Origin of the sequence: Bacillus sp. SJ-10 (assembly GCF_002843505.1) — a bacterium.
In the GTDB taxonomy this organism is placed as follows: domain Bacteria; phylum Bacillota; class Bacilli; order Bacillales; family Bacillaceae; genus Bacillus; species Bacillus velezensis.
This window is the reverse complement of sequence record NZ_CP025258.1, coordinates 3,601,129-3,623,959: the sequence shown is the minus strand read 5'-3', so window position 1 is coordinate 3,623,959 and position 22,831 is coordinate 3,601,129. Positions and strand designations below refer to the sequence as shown.

The 22,831-nt window shown below is 48.2% G+C and carries 22 protein-coding genes; 11 read left to right on the top strand and 11 right to left on the bottom strand.

Translation table 11 applies throughout. The annotated features are described in order from the left end of the window. The first annotated feature begins 97 nt into the window (after positions 1 to 97). A complete protein-coding gene (locus CXL14_RS17870) occupies positions 98 to 955 on the top strand; it encodes an SDR family oxidoreductase (RefSeq protein WP_007610477.1) in 858 nt (285 codons plus the stop codon). 30 nt (positions 956 to 985) lie between these two features. Here the strand turns inward: CXL14_RS17870 and CXL14_RS17865 are convergent, their stop codons facing one another. Continuing rightward, a complete protein-coding gene (locus tag CXL14_RS17865) occupies positions 986 to 1,219 on the bottom strand; it encodes an IDEAL domain-containing protein (protein ID WP_007610478.1) in 234 nt (77 codons plus the stop codon). Between the two features lie 314 nt (positions 1,220 to 1,533). Here CXL14_RS17865 and CXL14_RS17860 point away from each other — a divergent pair, with 314 nt between their 5' ends. The 3 genes from CXL14_RS17860 to CXL14_RS17850 all read left to right on the top strand — a co-directional run bounded on the left by CXL14_RS17860 (position 1,534) and on the right by CXL14_RS17850 (position 3,261). After that, positions 1,534 to 2,112 carry a competence protein ComK gene (locus tag CXL14_RS17860; RefSeq protein WP_003155179.1) on the top strand — a complete coding sequence of 193 codons (579 nt, stop codon included), beginning with the start codon at positions 1,534 to 1,536 and terminating at the stop codon, positions 2,110 to 2,112. Between the two features lie 145 nt (positions 2,113 to 2,257). Further along, the gene (locus tag CXL14_RS17855; RefSeq protein WP_014417356.1) at positions 2,258 to 2,629 is read left to right on the top strand and encodes an iron chaperone; all 372 of its coding nucleotides are present in this window, start codon (positions 2,258 to 2,260) and stop codon (positions 2,627 to 2,629) included. 122 nt (positions 2,630 to 2,751) lie between these two features. Continuing rightward, complete coding sequence (locus tag CXL14_RS17850; RefSeq protein WP_014417357.1) at positions 2,752 to 3,261, top strand: MepB family protein; 510 nt, start codon at positions 2,752 to 2,754, stop codon at positions 3,259 to 3,261. 228 nt (positions 3,262 to 3,489) lie between these two features. Here CXL14_RS17850 and CXL14_RS17845 read toward each other — a convergent pair whose 3' ends face one another. Next, positions 3,490 to 4,200, bottom strand: coding sequence for a YrpD family protein (locus CXL14_RS17845; RefSeq protein ID WP_017417404.1), 711 nt, complete (start codon positions 4,198 to 4,200; stop codon positions 3,490 to 3,492). Positions 4,201 to 4,395: 195 nt separating this feature from the next. Between CXL14_RS17845 and CXL14_RS17840 the strand changes: the two genes are divergently transcribed. Continuing rightward, the gene (locus CXL14_RS17840) at positions 4,396 to 4,665 is read left to right on the top strand and encodes an excalibur calcium-binding domain-containing protein (RefSeq protein ID WP_003155168.1); all 270 of its coding nucleotides are present in this window, start codon (positions 4,396 to 4,398) and stop codon (positions 4,663 to 4,665) included. Positions 4,666 to 4,697: 32 nt separating this feature from the next. Here CXL14_RS17840 and CXL14_RS17835 read toward each other — a convergent pair whose 3' ends face one another. From CXL14_RS17835 to CXL14_RS17820, 4 genes are all read right to left on the bottom strand, one after another. Beyond that, the gene (locus CXL14_RS17835; RefSeq protein ID WP_003155166.1) at positions 4,698 to 5,015 is read right to left on the bottom strand and encodes a YbjQ family protein; all 318 of its coding nucleotides are present in this window, start codon (positions 5,013 to 5,015) and stop codon (positions 4,698 to 4,700) included. Positions 5,016 to 5,056: 41 nt separating this feature from the next. Continuing rightward, the gene (locus CXL14_RS17830; protein WP_032863809.1) at positions 5,057 to 6,526 is read right to left on the bottom strand and encodes a sodium:solute symporter family protein; all 1,470 of its coding nucleotides are present in this window, start codon (positions 6,524 to 6,526) and stop codon (positions 5,057 to 5,059) included. Continuing rightward, positions 6,523 to 6,723, bottom strand: coding sequence for a DUF3311 domain-containing protein (locus CXL14_RS17825; RefSeq protein ID WP_007409181.1), 201 nt, complete (start codon positions 6,721 to 6,723; stop codon positions 6,523 to 6,525). The genes CXL14_RS17830 and CXL14_RS17825 overlap by 4 nt, the downstream gene beginning before the upstream one ends. Positions 6,724 to 6,843: 120 nt before the next feature. Next, on the bottom strand, positions 6,844 to 7,203 hold the full coding sequence (locus tag CXL14_RS17820; RefSeq protein WP_014417360.1) for a YhjD family protein: 360 nt from the start codon (positions 7,201 to 7,203) through the stop codon (positions 6,844 to 6,846). A 152-nt stretch (positions 7,204 to 7,355) separates the two neighbouring features. On the opposite strand from CXL14_RS17820, the gene CXL14_RS17815 reads away from it, so the two are divergent. From CXL14_RS17815 to CXL14_RS17800, 4 genes are all read left to right on the top strand, one after another. Next, entirely contained in the window at positions 7,356 to 7,982 is a 627-nt protein-coding gene (locus CXL14_RS17815; protein WP_014417361.1) for a TVP38/TMEM64 family protein, read from the top strand. Continuing rightward, positions 7,979 to 8,494 (top strand): signal peptidase I, encoded by a 516-nt coding sequence (gene lepB, locus CXL14_RS17810; RefSeq protein ID WP_003155158.1) that lies wholly within the window; start codon positions 7,979 to 7,981, stop codon positions 8,492 to 8,494. Before CXL14_RS17815 ends, lepB begins: the two co-directional genes overlap by 4 nt. A gap of 146 nt (positions 8,495 to 8,640) precedes the next feature. Beyond that, positions 8,641 to 10,119: a monooxygenase gene (locus CXL14_RS17805; RefSeq protein WP_014417362.1), complete on the top strand. Its 1,479-nt coding sequence runs from the start codon at positions 8,641 to 8,643 to the stop codon at positions 10,117 to 10,119. Between the two features lie 88 nt (positions 10,120 to 10,207). After that, positions 10,208 to 10,729, top strand: coding sequence for a MarR family transcriptional regulator (locus CXL14_RS17800; protein ID WP_012117244.1), 522 nt, complete (start codon positions 10,208 to 10,210; stop codon positions 10,727 to 10,729). Between the two features lie 36 nt (positions 10,730 to 10,765). Here CXL14_RS17800 and CXL14_RS17795 read toward each other — a convergent pair whose 3' ends face one another. From CXL14_RS17795 to CXL14_RS17775, 5 genes are all read right to left on the bottom strand, one after another. Continuing rightward, on the bottom strand, positions 10,766 to 11,923 hold the full coding sequence (locus CXL14_RS17795) for an AbrB family transcriptional regulator (RefSeq protein ID WP_014417363.1): 1,158 nt from the start codon (positions 11,921 to 11,923) through the stop codon (positions 10,766 to 10,768). 167 nt (positions 11,924 to 12,090) lie between these two features. Next, the gene (locus CXL14_RS17790) at positions 12,091 to 13,287 is read right to left on the bottom strand and encodes an MFS transporter (RefSeq protein WP_014417364.1); all 1,197 of its coding nucleotides are present in this window, start codon (positions 13,285 to 13,287) and stop codon (positions 12,091 to 12,093) included. 15 nt (positions 13,288 to 13,302) lie between these two features. Further along, complete coding sequence (locus tag CXL14_RS17785; RefSeq protein ID WP_014417365.1) at positions 13,303 to 13,923, bottom strand: TetR/AcrR family transcriptional regulator; 621 nt, start codon at positions 13,921 to 13,923, stop codon at positions 13,303 to 13,305. 251 nt (positions 13,924 to 14,174) lie between these two features. Further along, positions 14,175 to 14,684: a ferritin-like domain-containing protein gene (locus CXL14_RS17780; protein WP_007610501.1), complete on the bottom strand. Its 510-nt coding sequence runs from the start codon at positions 14,682 to 14,684 to the stop codon at positions 14,175 to 14,177. 68 nt (positions 14,685 to 14,752) lie between these two features. Continuing rightward, the gene (locus tag CXL14_RS17775; protein ID WP_014417366.1) at positions 14,753 to 15,466 is read right to left on the bottom strand and encodes a DUF421 domain-containing protein; all 714 of its coding nucleotides are present in this window, start codon (positions 15,464 to 15,466) and stop codon (positions 14,753 to 14,755) included. 140 nt (positions 15,467 to 15,606) lie between these two features. On the opposite strand from CXL14_RS17775, the gene addB reads away from it, so the two are divergent. Continuing rightward, positions 15,607 to 19,107: a helicase-exonuclease AddAB subunit AddB gene (addB, locus tag CXL14_RS17770; RefSeq protein WP_014417367.1), complete on the top strand. Its 3,501-nt coding sequence runs from the start codon at positions 15,607 to 15,609 to the stop codon at positions 19,105 to 19,107. Further along, positions 19,094 to 22,798, top strand: coding sequence for a helicase-exonuclease AddAB subunit AddA (gene addA / locus CXL14_RS17765; RefSeq protein WP_014720976.1), 3,705 nt, complete (start codon positions 19,094 to 19,096; stop codon positions 22,796 to 22,798). The genes addB and addA overlap by 14 nt, the downstream gene beginning before the upstream one ends. Positions 22,799 to 22,831 lie beyond the last annotated feature (33 nt).

The window sequence follows — 22,831 nt, the reverse complement described above, 5'->3', positions numbered from 1 at the left end:
TCTTAATTTTTCCAATAAGACTCTGTTCATACATGAAATTCGTATAAGTTGCTCAAATTACTCATAATATAGTAATTAATGTAAAGGAGTGATCAAAATGGCTAATCAGAAGAAGAAAACCTTGCCGCCGCAGCATCAAAACCGGCAGCCGGGCTTTGAATATGTAATGGACCCGCGCCCCGTTTTTGACAAACCGAAAGCGGCGAAAAAACTTGAAGGGAAAACGGCGATCATCACGGGCGGAGACAGCGGGATCGGCCGCGCCGTATCCGTTTTATTCGCGAAGGAAGGCGCTAATGTGGTCATCGTTTACTTTGATGAGCATCAGGATGCCGAAGAGACGAAGCAATATGTAGAAAAAGAGGGGGCGAAGTGTCTGCTGATCGCAGGGGATGTCGGAGACGAAGCCTTCTGCAACGATGTCATCCGCCAGGCGGGCCAAGCCTTTCCTTCCATTGACATCCTGGTCAACAACGCGGGGGAGCAGCACGTGCAGCCGGGGATTGAGAAAATCACGAGCCACCAGCTCATCAGAACGTTTCAGACGAATATTTTTTCAATGTTTTACTTAACGAAAGCCGCGCTCCCTCACCTGAAAAAAGGAAGTTCAATCATTAATACGGCCTCCATTACCGCCTATAAAGGCCACAAAACATTGATTGACTATTCAGCGACAAAAGGGGCGATCGTCACGTTTACAAGATCTCTTTCCCAATCTCTTGTCACTCAGGGCATCAGGGTAAACGCAGTGGCGCCGGGGCCGATCTGGACGCCGCTGATCCCGGCGAGCTTCTCGGCGAAGGAAGTGGAAGTCTTTGGCTCAGACGTGCCGATGCAGCGCCCGGGAGAGCCTGTTGAAGTGGCGCCGAGCTATTTGTACTTAGCAAGCGATGATTCTTCCTATGTCACGGGACAGACGATTCATGTGAACGGCGGCACCATCGTAAACGGATAATGTAAAAAAAGCCAATCCATATGGATTGGCTTATTCACTCTGTTTGAGTGCGGCATATTCTTTTGAAAGCGTGAGGAACGCTTCTTTATTTTTATCATCAAGCGCCTTATTAATCTGCATTGTCAGCATGGCGATCCGGCGTTTATACAAGGATTCATCAAGCACCATTTGAATGTAAATATCGGCCATTGTCACATCGAATTCGTTTGCTTTTTGCGTGTTGCGGGACTTCATGAGCTCAGTGTACGACTTTTTCTCTTTCATAAAGAATCCCCCCAATGCCTTTTTTATAGTATATGGATAACGGCCGGAAAAATCAATTAATTTTTATAATCTTTAGACAACTAATACTTGGAAATATATCGACATATCCTGCAAATTGACGAAAAAACAAAAATGATCATTGTATAATGAGGTGAAATGAAAAAGAAAAATAATATTTAAATAGTAATTTAAGACTAAATTACATCTTTAAAAGGTGATTTTTAGCTATATTCGAAAAAAACCTGTCGTTTTCCACTGACAGATGATAGATTATTAGTATAAATTTTCAAGAAAAGGATTGGAGGCTGCACATCATGTGCCAGAAAACACACGCACCCTTAGAAAGCTACGAAGTAAATCGTTCAACTATCGCTGTTTTGCCTGAGGAAATAGACGGTAAAATGGGGTCGAAGGTCATTGAAAAAGACTGCATTCTGTATGTCAGCATGAAGCCGATTCACATCATCGACAGAAGCTGCCGCTACTTTGGTTCCAGCTATGCCGGGAGAAAAGCGGGAACATATGAAGCGATTAAAATTTCTCACAAGCCGCCGATTATGGTGGACCCTTCAAATCACATCTTTTTATTCCCTACACTTTCTTCTGCAAGGCCTCAATGCGGCTGGATATCGCATGTGCACGTTAAAGATTTTCAACCGACGGCATTTGATGACACAGCGGTCACGTTCTCAAACGGCAAAACGATGGAACTGGAAGTATCCTATCATTCTTTTGAAAATCAGGTTTACAGAACCGCCTATCTCAGAACCACTTTTCAGGACAGGATGGGCAGTCATATCCCGAAGCGGCAGGAATTCATGCTGTATCCGAAAGAAGAGCGGACAAGAATGATCTATGACTTTATTTTGCGGGAGCTGGGGGAGAGATATTAGAGAGAGCTGTGATGTGAAGGGACGGGTCCTCTCCTTTTGGGGAGGGCTTTTTTCGATTTACATGCCGGTATAGAGTTGTATCGTGTCCGTCTGTTGGCTATGATGATGTAAAGAGTAATGATATTTCATTTTAGGAGAGATGGGCATGGATGTGTTTGCAAAATATGTATCAGGAATCGATAACCCGGATCACCGTCTCAAAGCAGAGGAAATTTTGTCGTGGACGGCTGGCCAATTTCCGAACTTAGAAGCGCAGATCAAGTGGAACACGCCGATGTTTACCGATCACGGCACCTTTATTATCGGCTTTGCGGCAGCAAAGCATCATGTAAGTGTTTCCCCCGAAGAAGCTGGAATTGCGCATTTTGCCGACGACATTGCCCGTGCCGGCTACAGCGCTACTTCCCGTTTGTTCAGAATTCAATGGACTGAACCAGTGCATTATGAGCTGCTTGAACGCATGATTCAATTCAATATTCAGGATAAGGCGGACTGCTCAGCATTTTGGCGGAAATAATGAAAGAAATGTTAAAAAAACAACCCTGAGGAGGGCTGTTTTTTTATTGGAAACACATGATCAGCCCATTTTAATCAAGAAGCAATGGATGACGTACTATAAAAAATAAGGAGTACGAAGCAGTGAATGAATTTTATAAGGCGTTAACACATGTAAATAAAATTTTTTATGAACCAAATCACTTAACGATACATGATATTCAAGAAGAAGCTCAAAATTCAGAGTATGGGGCCGGTATGTTTCAACTGCATTCAAAATCAGTTCGATTCAGAGTCGCAAAAATAACGCCTAACAAGATAGGACAGTTTGTTGCTTTTTGGGAAAAAGATGGAGATGGTAAAAACCAAGCCTTTTCATATGAAAAAGCTGCTGATTTATTGGTTATCAATACTTTTGCCGGTAATAATCATTTTGGACAATTTGTTTTTCCAAAAGAAGTTCTTGTAAAGCAAAATATCCTTAAAACAGCCGCTGCAAAAGGAAAAATGGCAATTAGAGTTTACCCTAAATGGGAAAATCCCACTAGCAAACAAGCTATCAAAACACAAAAATGGCAGTTGGCATATTTTGTTGAGGCGAACGATGCAGATCGTTTTCCAGCACAAGACCTGTTAAAGCTATATTCTAACTAAAATTGGACAGCCCTGAGCCGGCTGACAGTATGTGAAGTTAACCGGTGCGTGAGTTGGAGAATAACGGGGAACCTCAACAAATGAGGTTCCTCTAATTGTTATATAGAAATCGACATTTTGAATGTAACAGAGTTTGTTTATTAAACGTAATCCAAAAAATAAGGGATTTGCGTATCCGGCAGACCCTCACGAAACGCACGATGTCAGAAATCGTGCGTTCAACATTCTTTATTTGACGACAGACATGCTGACGCTGCTGCCTGACACTGTCAATTTGGCAAAATCCTGTGTATCAATCACAGGGGTGACTGCTTTATTGTCGATCGAGATGTTCGTAAAGGCTGTTGAGAAGTTTGATTTGATGTAAGGGCGCTGATCCTCTGATGTGACCGCGACGGTGGCGAGCGCTTTCCATTTTGAGACAGAGCCTACATTTGTTTGGGCGAGTTCTGAGATGATGCGGCCGGTGTATCCGTCATTATTCGTGCCCCAATATGTGGCGCGGGTATTGCCGTTCAGATTTTTGTAAATGGTCAGCTGTACGGTGCTGCCGGGCCGGAAGCCTTTCGTATAGGTGAATTGGCTTTCTCCTTCCAGATACCGGACCTGGCCTTGCCCCTTTGAACCGACTTTCATGATCGGTTTCCATACATGATAGGTGTCACTGTACTGAAGCCCGATATCAGCCTCTGTGCCTCCGGTAAATCCTGAGTAAATATAGGCTGTCCCATTTGACACCTGAATCGAGCTTGGAAGCTGAATTTTCGTGACGAGAACTGAGCCCGTGCTGTTCAGGTAGGCCCTTCCGCCGATTCCTTTGCTGAGCTGGGACGCCGCTTCCGCCGTTTTGGGACTGATCACCCCCGGAATATCCGCCGTACATGCGCCGAATAGAACGGCTGTAGTGAGCACACCCGCAAGAAGCCCTTTTTTCATCATCATTTCTCCTCCTATCATCATAGTCAGATAGCGCTATCAATTCATATTATAAAAGGTTTTGGGAAAAATTCCATAAAAGATATACGGGCGGACGTAAATTAAAACTATTTTCCTATTTATCTTGTAAATGGAGATTATTTGAACTATGATATGTTCAGCAATACAGCATGATTCAGGAAAGGGGATAGGATAGAAATGAAAAAGACGGCAGCTGTGCTTTTGTCTTTCGGTCTGGTGTTCGGTTGTTCATACGGAGCGGGGCAGACGGCAGAAGCGAAAACAAAGGTAAAAACGTATCAAAACTGCAAGGCGCTGAATAAGGTGTATAAGGGCGGTGTGGCCAAATCGTCGAAAGTGAAAAACAAGGGCGGCAGAACAAAGTACAAGCCGTATGTATCAAAAGCGCTTTACAATGCAAATAAAAGACTTGACCGAGATAAAGACTATATCGCATGTGAGAAATAAAAAAACAAGCCTCTTTAAAGAGGCTTGTTTTTTTAAATGGATTCGGCGGTGACGGCGGTTCCGTATCCGATTAATTCGGATGTGTTCTGTCCTGCGGTCAGTTCGAACCGCAGGCCGACGATGGCGTTCGCTCCGAGCTGCTCCGCCTCTCTGATCAGCCGCTCTTTCACCGCTTTTTTGGAGTCTTCCAGCATTTCAGTATAGCTTTTCAATTCGCCGCCGACGACAGATTTTAAGCCTGCAAGCAAGTCTTTGCCGATGTGTCTGGACTGGACGATACTGCTTGTCACCAAGCCTTTCACTTCTGTAATCTGTTTTCCGGCGACAGTTTCGGTCGTTGTCATGATCATGCGTTTTTCCCCTTTCGTGTATCTTACCGCTATCTTACCATTTAAGCCGCCTTTTCGGCTGCGCTGATTTGTTTTTTTCTGACTGCGGCGCTGACTGCAAACATGACGGCAATGTTCAGAACCAGTGCGATGATGCCTGTATTCATATCCTTAACGATCTGCGGAAGAAACGGAAAGAGGGTTCCGATGGTTGATTCGGTCAGCGTAATGAAGGCTACCGTTCCGACCCCGGCCGTTATGCCGGCAAAAGCGCCGTGGCTTGTGATGAAACGCCGCTTCGGCAGGCTGAATAAGAGGGCGGGGAAAAGCTGGGTGACAAGGCTGTAGCCCATTAAAAGCAAGGTGACGATGGTATTTCCGCCTTTCAGCGTAAAATATACGGATATCAGCGCGATGACGGGTACGGCGTATTTTGCGAGCCGTGAGACTTTTTCGTCAGTCGTGCCGGGCAGAATGGCTTTGTACACATTTTTGGCGAACAGCGTGCTTGAGGCCATTAATATCATTGAACCGGGTACAAGCGCCGTCAGAATGCCCGCCGATCCGATCAGTCCGACAAACCAGGGATCAAAGGTTTTCACAGACAGCTTTAATAAGGCGAGATCCGTATCCGCCCCTTTTAAACCGGGCACCTGCAGAATCGCCGCAAATCCGGTAAAGATGACAAACAGCAGGACGAGCTGATAAAGAGGCATGATGATTGCGTTTTTCCGAAACACCCGCGGATGCTCCGCCGAATAGGAAGCGGCAAATGTATGGGGCCACATATAAAAGCCGAGAGCGGTCAGCAAAACCGTTGAGCTGAACCAGGAAACGCTCTGTCCGGTTTCCGGCAGCGTGAGAAAATCGGGTTTTGCGGCGTCAATTTGTTTGAACATCTCCGTAAACCCGCCATAGTAATGAATGGGCAAATAAATGCCTAAATACAGGACGATGCCTAAAATCATGATATCTTTAACGACTGATATCCACGCTGAACCGTGGATTCCTGATATCATCACATAAATCGTGATGGAGACAGCGCCGATCCAGACAGCGGCTGAGGGCGGAATCTGTCCGTATGACGTTGCTGAAACAATTAATCCGAGCCCTTTCAGCTGCAGGACGAGATAGGGGATGAGGGATGCGATGCCGACGAGCGATACGAGAATGCCGAGGAGCGGGCTGTTGTATTTTGAAATAAAAAAATCTGATTGCGACATCAGTTTGTGTTGTTTGGCGTAAGTCCACACGGCTGGCAGAAGCCAATATGACAAAATGTAGGCAAGGCAGCCGTACGCGATAATATAAAAGGCGGGGCCTCCTTTTCCGTAAGCCCATCCGCTTCCGCCGAGGAATGTAAAGGTCGTGTATATTTCTCCCGCCATTAATAAAAAGACAAACATCGTGCCGAAGCCGCGTCCGCCCACTGTCCATTGTTCAAGGTCCATATTTTTTCCTTTTCGGGCCCGGATTCCGAGATATACACAAAACAGGAGCACGGCGGCCATTACGGGAAATGCTGCGTTCATTCCGCCTCACCCGCCTTGTTTTCTTTGTCCAATTTGTAAACGGCGGCCATCAGAACGGAAGTCAGCACCGCCCAGATGACGACATACGCGAGAATGAAAGGCATTCCGAAAACATAAGGCGTCACCCGGTTGGCAAATGGAATGCCGGCGAGAATTCCGAAAAAGGGCAGGGCGGCGAGAACATGAATCAGTTTCATAACATTCCTCCTTTTCATTGAAAACAGCGTGTCCCGATTATAAAGAAAATCATGTCGAATGTATAGTGCGAATAGTCTGAAATTTATCAGCTGAAAAGGAAAAGCAGTCCCGGCTGCTTTTTAAATGGTCGCAATAGACAGGTAATATTCCAATAAGGCGGTTACCTGTTCCCGTATTCTCGGGTTGAAATAACGGTGTTTTTCTTCATAGCCGTTAATGGTGCATATATAAAGCGTAAATGCTTCATCTCTTTCCGCTTCGTATAGTTTAATTTTACGCTTTCTTAACTCTTTTCGAACATCACTCAAATCCTTTTGTGCTAATTTTAAAGAGCAGCCGATAAGCTGTTTATAGGGTTGTTTTAATTTGAACGGGCACGAATCAAGCGCTTCGAGGTCCCGGTTCAGGATGGCAGCCGCCATGGGCAGAAACAGCCCTTTTTCGATGAGATCGCGGGTGCCGCTCCGGATGTCAGGCATAAATACTCCTTCTTTCTTAAAAAAGAGAACGTTTGTTCTTATTTTATACTCGCTTACACGATATTTCAAGTCGGAAAATCTCGTAAACATTTTCGTTTTTTGGAGATAATGTGTAGAATAAGGATAGACAAACTCGTTAAGGAGTATAAACGTTGGAGCATTTTTTATCATATTTGACTGAGGAACAGCTGACGGAATGGTTCCAAAGCTATAGAGCTTTCGGCCCGGCGGCTGCGGCTGCACTGCCTTTTATTGAAGCGTTTCTTCCGTTTTTGCCGCTCGTTGTATTTGTGGTGGCGAATACGAATGCATTTGGTTTGTGGGAAGGTTTTTTTCTGTCGTGGCTTGGATCTGCGGCAGGATCGATACTGATGTTTTATGCCGTCCGCCGTTTCGGACAGAAAAGAGCTTTCGGTTTCATCCGCAGGCATCGGACCATAAGGCGGATGATGCTCTGGGTTGAGCGGCACGGTTTCGGTCCGCTGTTTATTTTACTTTGCTTCCCCTTTACGCCGTCCGCTGCGGTTCATATCGTTGCCGGTCTGTCACGGGTGGGGGCGCTGCAGTTTATATCAGCAGCCGCTATGGGGAAAATGGTCATGATCTTTATGATCAGCTTTATCGGGTATGATCTTCACGCACTCATGACACAGCCTTTCAGGATGGCGGGCGCTATAACGGTGATCGGGGTGCTGTGGTATGCCGGAAAGCATATCGAACGGCGTTTACAGACGAGAATCAGTCAGCATGAGAAAGACGGAGGGAGACAGGAATCTTGAAAAAACGATTTTGGTTTATAGCCGGCGTGCTTATCGTTGTTTTGGCCATACAATTAAAGAATGCCATTTTTATTGATTATAAAGTCGAAGGAATCAGCATGAATCCGACCTTTAAACAAGGAAATGAGCTGATGGTCAACAAGTTTTCCCATCGTTACAAAACGATCCGCCGTTTCGATATTGTCCTGTTTAAAGGCCCGCACCGCAAAGTGCTGATCAAACGAGTCATCGGGCTCCCCGGCGAGTCAATCGCATACAGGGAGGATCAGCTGTATGTGAATGGAAAACGGGTGGCGGAACCGTTTTTAAAACCGTTAAAGTCATCATTGTCCGCCGGGAGCCATGTGACCGGTGATTATACGCTGAAGGAAACGACCGGGCGCAAAAGCATACCGAAGGGACAATACTTTGTTATTGGCGACAACCGCATATACAGCCTCGACAGCCGTCATTTCGGTCCGATTAAGGATAAAGACATTGTCGGAGTCATCAGTGAATCAGACGCCAAGTGAACGGCGTCTTTTTTTTCGGAAATGATTGTCAAAAAGCAGAGGAAAGACTATAATGAAAATTGTTACGCGCGAAACAAAAAAGAGGCGTTTTATTTTTGGTGATATTGTTACGTGTGTAACAAAAAATATGAAAGAGGACTGATGAGATGAAAACACAGACTGCCATTATCGGGGGAGGTCCGGTCGGGCTTATGCTTGCATCAGAACTGGCGCTGGCCGGAGTGAAAACGACTGTCATTGAACGATTGAAGAAGACGGTGCCATATTCCAAAGCGCTTATCATGCATCCGCGCACACTTGAGCTTTTTGCCATGAGAGGCATATTGGAACGCTTTTTGGAAAAAGGGACGAAGGTGTCTTCCGGCCATTTTTCCATGCTGGATACACGGCTGGATTTTTCTCGGCTGGATACGAAGCAGAATTATTCGTTAATGCTGCCTCAGGCAGAAACGGAGCGGATTTTGGAGGAGTATGCATCAAGTCTCGGCGCAGACATCATCCGCGGGGCGGAAGCGGTGGCTGTCACTCAGACGGATGACGGAGTGGAGACGGTGTTCCGGGACAAAAGCGGTATCCGCACTCTTCACAGCTTTTATGCCGCGGGTACAGACGGAGCGGGGAGCATTGTCAGGAAACAGGCGGGCATCGCTTTTTCGGGCACTGATGCCGACTTAACAGGAACCCTTTGTGATGCCGCTTTGAAACATCCGCCCGAATCTTCCTTTTTGTCAACGTGCCGCCTGGAGGGATCGGTTGTGATTGTCCCTCTTACGGACGGACTTTTCCGCGTCCTCATCGTTTCTCCGCACGCTCCGCAAAAGCGGAAGGAAGAGCCGGTCACTGAAAATGAGCTGAAAGAAGACCTGCGGCGGATATGCGGCACTGATTTCGGATTGAGTGATCCGGTATGGATGTCGCGGTTCGGCAATGCCGAGCGTCAGGCCGAACAATACCGCTCCGGCCGGGTTTTTGTGGCCGGGGATGCGGCGCACATTCATTTTCCCGCAGGCGGCCAAGGCCTGAACACGGGGCTTCAGGATGCCTTCAACCTCGGCTGGAAGCTGGCGGCGCAAATGAAGGGGAAAGCGGCGCCTCATCTTCTGGACAGCTATCATCAGGAAAGGCACAGCACAGGAAAAGAAGTGTTGCACAATATAAAAACCCAGATAAAGCTCATGGATTTTACCGAGTCGGGGATGGCATTAAGAGAAACGATGACCGCTTTGCTGGATTTTCAGGAGTCCAACCGTTTATTGGCGGGAAAAGTATCCGCGCTTGATCTGCATTATGAACCGGATGCGGAGCTGCCGCCGCATACCCTGAACGGAAAACGCCTGCCGGATATCGAATTGACCCTTCATGACGGGCGGCCGGCCCGGCTGTATGATTTTCTTCATAAGGGCGCCTTTGTGCTTCTGTCATTAAGAGGGAGCATTCCCGCCGGTATTGATACGGACAGCGTGGCAGCTGTCAGAGCGGATCTTGCTGAAACACGTGCCGATTGGGATGACGTCCACACCGTTTTAATCCGGCCGGACGGCCACGCGGCATGGGCAGCCGGCGGCTCGGGACGTGAAGCGGAAGAAGCCGTTCTGGCCGGTTTGGAGAGATGGGGGTTCATCTGATACCCTTTTATGCGCCTATGTGATTGTTTCTTGTGTAACAAAACGTTATAGTAAAAGAAACAATCAATACGGAAGGGTGACTCAGCAGTTGGACAGAAGACAGCCAGACCATGCAAAACACATGATTCTTGAAGGGCTGACAGATATTTTTCACGAGCAGGAGAGGTGTCAGGAGGACATCAGGGCGTCGTTGGCCGGACGGATGGACGAACTCCGTGAAGAAAACGGGAAAAAATTACAGCTGACCTTGACGGAAATTCACATTTTGTCGTGTATCGGAGATCATGAACCGATCAATGTCACGTCAATAGCGGAAAAAATGAAGACGACAAAGCCGACCGTGTCGAGAAGCTGCGCGAAGTTTTTGGAAGCCGGCTTTCTGCGCAGAACCCGGCTGAGCGACAATAAAAAAGAAGTCTATTTCCGGCTGACTCCTGCCGGGAAAGAGCTGCATTCCCTTCATCATGAATATCATGAATTGATAAAAAAGCGGCTCTTGGCGTTTTTAGACCGCTATACAGATGAAGAACTGTTATTTGCTGAACGGCTGTTCCGTGATCTTTCAGCAAACTGGCGGTCTGTAAATGGCGGCGGAGAGCTGTTCAAATAAAAAACACGCATATGAATGCGTGTTTTTTTATTCGGATCATGTTCCTCTTTCTGCCCGGCCTCTTTCGCCGTGTGCCCGTTTCAGCTGAGAAAGGTGGTGCAGCAGCCGATAGAAGGGCGGAAGCATGGCGATGACGAGAACGATCCGGATGACCTGAACCGCGACGACGAAAGTCGAGTCTTCGTGCAGGGTGATCGAAGTCGCCGCCATCTCGGCGATCCCGCCGGGAGAAAAGGCGAGAACAGATGTAATCATGGAGATGCCCGTTAATTTAGAAACCGCAACCGCGCTCAGAATCATGGCGGCGATTAATCCGACCGAAGAAATAAATCCGACGGTCAGCACTCTCGTCACGCCGGTGAACATGCTTTTGTACATTTTTGATCCGATTGTGGCGCCGAGAAAAATTTGTGACAGCTGGTTCGCTTCCGGCGGCCACCAGGCCAGCATGTCTTTGCCTGCCAAGGCGGACACGCCGATTTCCGCAGCAGCAACGCCGATCATGCTGCCGAGTAGCCAAGGGGCGGGAAATTTCAGCCGTTTTGCGCCTTTGCTTGCAAGCCAGGCAGCCAAAATAAATCCGGCCGTTAACAAGACGGGAATAAGGCCCGGGTGTGAAGCTCCTGCCGAAACGGCTCCGGCTGATGTCTGAGCCGTACCGTTTTGTTTGGTAAATAAGAAAATGACGAGAAACGGTATTGTCATGACGACCAAAAGGACGCGCGTCAGCTGAATAAGGCTTACAATCGCGGTGTTTGCGCCGACTTCCTGGGCGATACCGGGCATGGCGGATAAACCGCCCGGCGCCGTGCCTACAAAGCTTGTCATCATGTCCGTCCGGCTGAACCGAAAGAGCGCATATCCGGAAACAAGCGCCATCACGATAGAGAAAATCAGCATGAAGCCTACCGGAAGCCAATGCTCCCGTAAAACCGACAGAACGGACAGGTTCAGTTTCTGGCCGAGTTCGATGCCGAGGATCATTTGTCCCGCCGCAAGCCATCTGCGGTGAATCCCTCTTCTGTCAGGCGCCATGAACAGCCAGCGGGGCCTCGTCATGGAGAGGATGCAGCCGGCGGCCAGCGTTCCGAGCATCCAGGCGATCGACATCCCTGTAAGCGAAAGAAGAAACCCCCCTGCCGCACTGATGAGAATAAACCAGATATCCGTAAGGAGATGTTTGTCTTTCTTCAATGAAAACCCTTCTTCCTGAAACATTCATATTAAATTGTTAAGCTCGTTAACCTTACTATTACTATAGTATAGATTTTGAGATAAATAAATAATGAATTATTTCTCATAATCCATTCATTTTTCTTATCACAAACATAAAAAAAGCTCCGGAGATGGGTGAGTGCACCCTACTCCGAAACCTCGCCCGCTTTTCCTTTCCACACAAAGGTCAATCCCAGACCGAGAAATAAAACCACACCTGCGAACAGAAACGGGAAGTGAATATTCATATCAAATAAAATACCGCCCAGAGCCGGGCCGAAAATGGTGCCCAAACTCGTGTATGTTGAGTTCATACCGGCAACAAACCCCTGCTGATTTCCTGCGATTTTCGATAAATAAGTAGTCAGTGCCGGGCGCAGTAAATCAAACGCAAGGAAAATGATGCAGGTGACAGCGAGCACGGGCAAAAATCCTGACATCACCGTAGAAACGAAAGCCAGCACAGCGCCGATGATCAGACAAAGCTGAATGACTTTTTTCTCCCCGAGGAAGTTGACAAGTCTGCCGAACGCGAGCACTTGAATGAGGACCGCCACAATGGAGCTGAACGTAATAATAATGGCGATATCCTTTGGCGTGAAGCCGAATTTATGGTTTGTAAATAAGCTGAATACCGTTTCGTACGCCGACAGTCCGAATGCCAAAACAAAGACGATGATGAAGGCGATCAAGTAGCTTGGATGAATCGACTTTTTCAAATCTTTTAAGAAGGTTGATTCTTTGACGCTTTCCATCTGCTTTGCGCGTTCTTCTTTAGTTAACGGCTCTTTCAGCATAAAGACAGAGGAAATCACTGCGATAAATGCAATTCCCGCCGCAAAGAAAAACGGCATTCGAACGCCGTGATCGGCAATAAATCCTCCTATGCCGGGCCCGATGATAAACCCTGTGCTGATGGCGGCAGATACATAGCCCATCGCCTTCGATCTTTCCTGCACCGTCGTAATATCTGCGACATACGCTGTAACAGCGGGCATGATAAAAGCGGCACTGATGCCCCCCAGCACCCTTGCGAAATATAAAATGGAGACATGTGTGCCCAATCCGAAGGTCAGTTCGGATAATGCGAACAAAAACAGTCCGGCGAGAATCATGATTTTTCTGCCGAAGCGGTCAACCCATCTCCCCGCAATGGGGGATGCAATTAATTGCGCGACGGCGAAGGCAGCGACAAGGTATCCCATTGTGCTGCCCGTCAAGTGCATCACATTCATAAACAGCGGCATAACGGGAATGATCAATCCGATGCCTAAAAACGCAATAAATATGTTGCTTAATAAGATGATGAGTACAGCCTTTTGTTCTCTGATCGGTTTTTGCATGTTGTTTCTCCTTTGTCAGCTGTCATTCTGTTTATCAGCGCTGATCGACCCGTGAATAAACGCGGAGATGGCTTCTTTTTGCAATTCGATTCTTTGCTGAATGGTATCGTTTTTATATAACACATCTAAACCGTAGAAGACGGATAGCAGGATTTTCACTTTTGATTCGACATGATGAATGGACCAGCTGCCGTCTTGATTTCCCTCTTCTAAGATCTCCCTCATCACATCGTCATATTCAATATCAATTTTGTTGAGCCGCTTTACGACCTCCTCTGACGTAAACGCACTCGCATAAAACTCTTCACTTGCTCTCATAAGCGGGTAATTGATGCTCATCCGGCTGAGCAGCTCCGCAAAGCCCGTCAGCTTTTCGGCAGCATCTTTCAGATTAGCTTCCATTTCCCTCCACGTCTCGATCATCACGCGGTGATCCTCTTCCATGATATGAAGAAACAGAAACTCTTTTCCTTTAAAATGGTGATATAGATTGCCTTTACTGATTTCGGCCGCCTCTAAAATATCCCGAATCGATGTTTCTGAATATCCTTTTTTTGCAAATAAGTCACGCGAAGCGGATATGAGCCTGTTCTTCGTCTTTTCGCTCTTTCCGGCACCGCCTTTTGTATTTGTCACTTTACACAGATCCTTTCCGCCTCATTCATATCGTTGTCCCGGCAAAGCGGGGCTCGGTTCGTTTAAAACCGACCAGTTGGTTTATTTTATTATAAAGGGTTTTTGCTGATTATACAATGAAGAAGTTATCCATTGTTTAGAGGGAGTATAAAAACGGCTCGAAAAGTAAACCCCATTCTCTCATGTTGAAAGAACGGGGTTTGTCTGCGGTCTGAAGACTCCCGGCGGGGGAGCGTGATCTGCCTGAACCGTTATTTTCCGGTATTTACCTCGGTGTAGCTTGTGTTCGGCGCGTTTGATACCGTTCCCCCTGTATGGTGGAAAGGAGAGTGGGCCATATCGTATAAAAACCAGACGGCATGACGCTGCTCGTCAAATGCCGTGCGGGCAAATAACCGCTTCGCTTCCGGATGCACCGCTCTATCGGATGCCTGCAAATAAAAATCATTCGTTTTCTGCTCATCATAAAACGCCGCCCTCAGTCCTTCTCTGTATGTGTGCGGACAATGCTCCGTCTGTTTCGGCGTCAACTGTTTTCCGGTAATTGACGTATACAGTGAAGAGAAAGCGTGCAGGTGGCGCACTTCTTCTTCTCTGATATGTTCGATTCGTCTTCTGATTTCTGCGGTCGGCGCTTTTTCGGCTAATATTGAGTAGCAAATCACAGCGCTGTATTCACCGTTTATGGATTTTACCAGATCCTTGATAAGCACAGAATCGTCACTGCAGATGGCTGTATAATGAAAAAAATTCTCGTGCATTGGACTCACCCCCGGATGTTTATAGGGTATTATACGGCGGCAGCCCGTGACATGTGCGGATGTCATTTTTATTCTTGATCTAGCGGCGATGTAATATGGTCGTCGTATGTGTCGACAAAAAGCCGGCCGTTGCTTCCGCGCACAGCGTATACGACGTCTTCCGGTTTGAGGTTTCTCTTGTCCAATTCTTCTCTCAGCCATTTTTCCGATACGTGGTTTTCTTCCAGATTCTTCATCACCAGCCGGCCGTCCATAATCAGCTCAACGGCAAAGTTCTTTTCATGTCCGGCAAAGATGCCGAGATCCTGTCTTGTAATGGGCGCAAATTCCGGTTTGACCTCCACTGACATGCTGCCGTTTGTTTCAATGATGGCAGTCTGAACCTGAGAAATGTCAAATACGTCATTTACACGCAGCTGCTGGTTCAAGTAGTCGATGGTATAACGCATCGTTTTCATATTATGCTCAAGTATTTTACCGTTTTGAATGATAATGGTCGGTTTGCCTGCAAAGAAACCCCTAAGGGTCCTATTTTTCATAGAAAGATATGCGACAAGGTAAATGATTGCCACGAAAATAATGTAGGCAATGACATTATAATGAATCGGCAGCTTTGTATTAAACGACAGATTTGCCGTGATGGCGCCGAGCGAGATGGCCGCAATGAAATCAAAAAGCGTCATCTGTGAAATGGTTTGTTTACCGAGTATCCGGGCGCCGATAAACAGAATGCTGAACGACAGAGCCGTCCGTACAATCACTTCGGGATATTCTGACATCATCATTAGTCCTTTTTTCTTTATTTTGGTCAGAAGCGATATTTTTTAAAACAGTCATCCCGTTTTTACCAGCAGATGAGATTGGTCATTTTCGTCAACTTTCGATAAAATGTAGAAAGATAAAAAGAGAGGGGTCTTCTAATTTGGGTGTTGAGTTTTTAGTAGGCAGATCGGGGAGTGGGAAAACGAGGCTGATTATCGACAGCATTCAAGATGAACTGCGCCGGGAGCCGTTCGGGAAACCGATCATTTTTCTAGTCCCGGATCAAATGACGTTTTTAATGGAATATGAGCTTGCTAAAACGCCGGATATCGGCGGCATGATACGCGCTCAAGTGTTCAGTTTTTCGCGTTTGGCGTGGCGCGTGCTTCAGCATACCGGGGGCATGAACCGCCCGTTTGTGACGACGACGGGTGTGCAGATGCTTTTAAGGAAACTGATTGAAGAACATAAGCACGAGTTTAAAGTGTATCAAAAAGCGAGTGACAAAATCGGGTTCACTGAGCAGGTGGAACGGATGCTGACAGAGTTTAAGCGGTACTGTATTGAGCCTGGAGACGTCCGCCGCATGGCGGAAAGCGGAACGGCGTCAGAATATCGCGGAGAGCGGATGCTGTCTGAAAAACTTCATGATTTAGGCATTTTATATCAGCAGATGGAAAGAAGCCTCGCCGGACACTATTTGCATTCAGAGGACTATTTGACGCTGCTCGCTCAGCAGATTCCTTTGGCGGACGTTGTAAAAGGCGCCCGTGTTTATGTCGACGGATTCTATCAATTTACGCCGCAGGAATTAAGGGTGCTGGAGCAGCTGATCATGCATGCTGAACATGTCACATTCTCGCTGACGGCGGACAGCCCTTCGGCGGAACAGGCACCGGATGAGCTCGATCTGTTCAGAATGACGGGAAGCACATACTATAAGCTTTATCAGACGGCAAAGGAATTGAATGCCGATATTTCCTGCAAGGAACTGCATGGCACGAAGCGGCATCGGCATGTGCCGGAGCTTGCCTGTATAGAGTCGCAGTACGATGTGCGTCCCGCCGCGGCGTATACCGGCGGACAGGAAGCTTTTACCGTCATGCAGGCGCAAAACAGAAGAGCTGAGCTTGAAGGTATTGCCCGGGAAATTCAATCACTTGTCCGGGACGGAGGATACCGGTACAAAGATATGGCGATTCTCATCCGTCAGCCGGAAGATTATAAAGATTTGCTGAAGGAAGTGTTTGCCGATTACGGGCTTCCTTATTTTATAGACGGAAAAGCTTCTATGCAGCATCACCCGCTTATTGAATTCATCCGTTCAAGCCTGGATGTCGTGAAGGGGAACTGGAGATATGAAGCGGTGTTCCGCTGTGCGAAAACCGAACTGTTATTCCCGCTTGATCAGCCGGAGCAGAAAATAAGAGAGCAGGTCGATCAGCTTGAAAACTACTGTATCGCCTACGGCATTAAAGGGGAGCGCTGGACGAGCGGCGAGCGGTTTGTATACAGGCGCTTCGTATCGCTCGATGAGGATTTCGCGCAGACAGATCAGGAAATAGAGATGGAGCAAATGCTGAATGAGACGAAAGAGTGGATGGCCGCGCCCCTTGTCCGGCTTCAAAACCGGATGAAAAAGGCGAAAACGGTTCAAAGCATGGCGGAGGCTCTTTATCTCTTTTTGGAAGATACCGATGTTCCCCTGAAGCTGGACCGAAAAAGGCAGCGGGCCGAAGAGGCCGGAAACATGATCGAAGCGCAGCAGCACGGCCAGGCGTGGGATGCCGTTATCCAGCTTCTCGAGGAGTTTGCCGGCATGATGGGTGAAGATGAAATATCTTTGGCGCTGTTCCAGCAAATGCTTGAAACGGGAACGGAATCGCTTCATTTTTCTTTAATTCCTCCTGCGCTTGACCAAGTATTTGTAGGGAATATGGATCTCTCAAGAATGTACGGCACGTCCTGCACATTCGTCATCGGGGCCAATGACGGCGTTCTTCCGGCGCGCCCGGATGAAAACGGCGTGCTGTCTGATGATGACCGGGAGTGGCTGAAAGCGGTCGGAGTGGAGCTGTCTTCCGCGGGGCGTGAGCGCCTGCTTGATGAGCATTTTCTCATCTATATGGCGCTGTCGAGTCCGTCTGACCGTCTTTATGTGTCATACCCGATTGCCGATGCGGAAGGAAAAACGCTCCTGCCGTCAATCGTTGTAAACAGGCTTGGCGAGCTGTTTCCCGATCATCAGGAAAAGCTGTCAGCGGCTGATCCCGAGCAGGTAAGCGAAGAAGAGCAGCTTCAGTATCTCGTCAATATACAGGTGGCTCAGACATATACGGCAAGTCAGCTCAGGCTGTGGACAAGAGAGTACGAGATCAGTGACGTATGGTGGAGCGCATACAATGTGCTGATGAAAGAGTCTGATCACCAACGTGCGAAAAAGCTGTTTTCAAGCCTGTTTTTCCGCAATGAGGCGAAGCGTCTTGAACGGCCTGTTTCGCGCCAGCTTTACGGCGAGCATATTAAAGGAAGCGTCTCCCGGATGGAGGCGTTTAATGCCTGCCAGTTTTCCCATTTTGCATCACACGGGCTTCAATTAAAAGAGCGGCAGTTTTTCAAGCTGGAAGCCCCGGATATCGGCCAGCTGTTTCACTCCAGCCTGAAGCTGATTTCAGACCGGCTTCGTGAGCAGAAGCTGGAATGGCGCGATCTGACGAAAGATCAGTGCCGGAATTTCTCCTATGAAGCGGTGGAACGGCTTGCGCCAAAGCTGCAAAAAGAGATTCTGCTCAGCTCAAACAGACACTTTTATGTGAAGGAAAAACTGCAGAAGATCGTCACGCGTGTTTCTGGCATATTAAGCGAGCATGCGAAGGCGAGCGGTTTCGTCCCGGTCGGTCTTGAACTCGGTTTCGGCGGAAGCGGGCCGCTGCCTCCGCTCACTTTCACGCTGAAAAACGGCTGTACGATGGAACTCGTCGGACGGATCGACCGCGTGGATAAAGCGGAAAGCTCAAAAGGCCTGCTGCTGAGAATCGTTGATTATAAATCAAGCGACAGAGGGCTTGATCTGGCTGAGGTGTATTACGGGCTCGCTCTGCAAATGCTCACATATCTTGACTTATCGATTACACATTCCGCGGATTGGCTCGGCATGAAAGCGACCCCGGCAGGCGTTTTGTATTTCCATATCCATGATCCGATGGTTCAGGCCAGTCTCCCGATGGGGCTTGATGAAATCGAGCAGGAAATTTTCAAGAAATTTAAGATGAAAGGCCTTCTCCTCGGTGACCGGGAGGCGATCAGCCTGATGGACACGACTTTGGAGGAAGGGCGTTCAAATATCGTCAATGCCGGTTTGAAAAAGGACGGTTCTTTAAGATCCGATTCAGCCGCGGTCAGTGAACAGGATTTTCATCTGCTGACAGACCATGTGCGGCGGACATTTGAACAGGCGGGCGAAGCGATAACGGACGGGCTTGTGTCCATTACCCCGTATAAGCTGAAAGATAAGACGCCTTGTACGTATTGTGCGTTTCAATCGGTGTGCCAGTTTGATGAGTCGCTTAAGGAAAATGAATACCGCAGCCTGAAAGCGGAAAAAGACGGCACCATACTGGATTGGCTGAAGAAGGAGGCGGATGATGATGCAAATTCCTAAACCGAAAGACAGCATATGGACGGATGACCAATGGAGCGCCATCGTTTCTTCCGGCCGCGATATTCTGGTCGCTGCCGCAGCCGGATCAGGTAAAACGGCCGTGCTCGTGGAACGGATGATCAGAAAGATAACCGCGGAGGAAGATCCGGTTGATGTTGACAGGCTCCTTGTGGTGACCTTTACAAACGCCTCAGCAGCGGAGATGAAGCATCGGATCGCGGAAGCATTAGAAAAAGAGCTCGCCAAAAATCCGGGATCTCTGCATATCAGACGGCAGCTCTCTCTATTAAATCGGGCGAGCATTTCGACGCTTCACTCTTTCTGTCTGCAAGTGCTTAAAAAATATTATTATATGATTGATCTTGACCCCGGTTTTCGGATGGCTGACCAGACGGAAGGCGAATTGCTCGGAGACGAAGTGCTTGATGAGCTGTTTGAAGATGAATACGCAAAAGGGAATCAGGCGTTTTTTGAGCTTGCGGACAGATATACGACAGACAGGCATGATCTGGATCTTCAAGACCTTGTCAAACGGGTGTACGAGTATTCCCGGTCGCATCCTGACCCGGAAGCGTGGCTGCAAAGCTTTGTCCGCCTGTATGACGTGACGGAAGAAAGCAAAATGGAAGAGCTTCCGTTTTACCAGTATGTGAGAGAAGATGTTGAAATGGCGCTCTTCGGGGCAAAACAAAAGCTTGAGAAGGCGCTTGAACTGACAAAAGCGCCCGGCGGGCCGGCGCCGCGCGCTGATAATTTTCTGGATGACCTTCAGCAGATAGAAGAGCTGATCAGCTGCCGGCATGACTTCGATGCGCTGTATGAACGGGTTCCCGCAGTCTCATTTAAGCGGGCGAAGGCGGTAAAGGGTGATGAATTTGACAAAGCGCTTTTGGACGAAGCGACCGATTTGCGAAACGGCGCGAAGAAACTGATCGAAAAGGTAAAGACAGATTACTTTACAAGAAGTCCGCAAGATCACTTAAAGAGTTTAACAGATATGAAGCCTGTCATCGAAACGCTCGTTCAGCTCGTGATATCGTACGGAAAACGATTTGAAGCGGCGAAACAAGAAAAATCAATTATTGATTTCTCAGATTTGGAACATTACTGCCTGGCGATTTTAACTGCGGTTGATGAAGAAGGCCGGCGGGTGCCGAGCGAAGCGGCCGTTTATTATCAAGACCAGTTTCATGAAGTTCTGGTTGATGAATATCAAGATACCAATCTTGTGCAGGAGTCTATCCTGCAGCTTGTTAAAAGCGGGAATGAAGAGGCGGGAAATCTGTTTATGGTAGGCGACGTCAAACAATCGATCTACCGTTTCAGACTTGCCGAGCCGCTGCTGTTTCTCGGGAAATATAAAAGGTTTACAGAAAGCGGGGAAGGCGCGGGGCAGAAAATTGATCTGAACCAAAATTTCCGCAGCCGCTCCGATATTTTGGACAGTACGAATTTCTTGTTTAAGCAGCTGATGGGCGGAAAAATCGGCGAAGTGGACTACGATGAACAGGCGGCATTGAAGCTCGGCGCATCGTATCCGCCGAATGACGCGGCAAAAACGGAACTGCTGCTGATTGACAGCGCTGATGACGCAGACAGCGCCGAGGATGCCGAAGACTTTGAAACCGTGCACTGGGAAGCGAAAGCGATAGCCGGGGAGATCCGAAAGCTTGTCTCATCTCCGTTTAAGGTATATGACGGCAAAACAAAAACACACCGGAATATCCAGTACCGGGATATCGTGATTTTGCTGCGCTCCATGCCGTGGGCGCCGCAATTAATGGAAGAGCTGAAAAACCAGGGCATTCCGGTGTACGCCAATTTGACGTCGGGTTACTTTGAAGCCGTGGAGGTGGCTGCGGCGCTTTCAGTCTTGAAGGTGATTGATAATCCGTATCAGGATATTCCGCTTGCTTCCGTGCTGCGCTCGCCCATCGTCGGATGTGACGAAAATGAACTTGCGCTGATACGCCTTGAAAAGAAAAAAGCGCCGTTTTATGAAGCGCTGAAAGCATATATAGCGAACGGTGACAGGCATGATGACCTGTATCAAAAACTGAGAACCTTTTATGACAGTCTGCAAAAGTGGCGGTCATTTTCGACGAATCATTCGGTGTCTGAGCTGATTTGGGAAGTATACCGCGATACCGGATATTTTGACTATGCAGGCGGCATGCCTGGCGGAAAGCAGCGCCAGGCCAATCTGCGCGTCTTGTATGACCGGGCGCGCTCGTACGAAGCGACGGCGTTCCGCGGGTTATTCCGCTTTTTGCGGTTCATTGAACGGATGCAGGAGCGCGGCGATGATCTGGGGACGGCCCGGGCGCTCAGCGAGCAGGAGGATGTCGTTCGGCTGATGACGATCCACAGCAGCAAAGGACTTGAATTTCCCGTCGTTTTCACCGCCGGACTCGGCAGAAGTTTTAATATGATGGATCTCAACAAATCATACCTGCTTGATAAAGAGCTCGGTTTCGGCACGAAGTATATTCATCCGGAACTCAGAATCAGCTATCCGACTCTGCCGCTTGTGGCGATGAAGAAAAAGATGCGCAGAGAGCTCTTATCGGAAGAATTGCGCGTATTGTATGTGGCGCTGACCAGAGCGAAGGAAAAGCTGTTTCTCGTCGGTTCCTGCAAAAACCGGGAAAAACAGCTGGCCAAATGGCAGGCGCAAGCAGACCGGGCTGATTGGCTTCTTTCTGAATTCGACCGCTATCAGGCGTCATCTTATTTGGACTTTATCGGGCCGGCGCTCATCCGCCACCGTGACATGGAGGCGCACAGGACGCAAGGGCTTTCATCGCCTGAGGATATCGCGCGCGACCCGTCGCGTTTTCACATCCGGATGCTGCAGCAAAGTGAATTGCTGGAAGAGAATCCAAAAGAACGTGCAGAAGAAAAGAGCAAACGTCTCAAAGCGATTCAGCAGGGCGAGCCGATTCCTGGTTCGTTTTCATTTGATGATCAGGCGCGCCGTCTGCTTGAATGGGAATATCCGTACCGAGAGCTGACGGCTATCAGAACGAAGCAGTCAGTTTCTGAGCTGAAGAGAAAGCAAGAATACGAGGATGAATACAGCGGCCGCTCTCTCATCAAACCGTCAGGAGACACGCTTTTATACAGGCGTCCCGGTTTTATGATGAAAAAAGGGCTGACAGCTGCCGAAAAAGGAACGGCGATGCATACGGTGATGCAGCACATACCGCTGACGCACGTGCCGACTGCCGAAGAAGCGGAGCGGACGGTCCGGATGCTTTACGAAAAAGAGCTGCTGACAGAAGAGCAGCAGGAAGCTATTGATATAGAAGAAATTGTTCAGTTTTTCGGAACTGAAATCGGGAAAGATCTTCTCGGGGCGCTGCGGATTGACCGGGAAGTGCCGTTCAGTATGGCGCTTCCGGCCGGCGAGGTGTACAAGGATGCCGAAACGGCCGGTGAACCGCTGCTCGTGCAGGGGATTATTGACTGCCTCTACGAAACTGCGGACGGTCTCTATTTGCTGGACTATAAGACAGATCGGATAGAGGGGAAATTCCGGAACGGATTTGAAGGCGCGGCTCCGATTCTGCAAAAAAGGTATGAAACACAAATCGAATTGTATACAAAAGCGGTTGAACAAATTACGAAAACGAAAGTGAAAGGGCGTGCGCTCTATTTCTTCGATGGAGGTCACGTTCTTACACTGTAACAAGATCCGAAGCTCCTTTTTGGAGCGGATCTT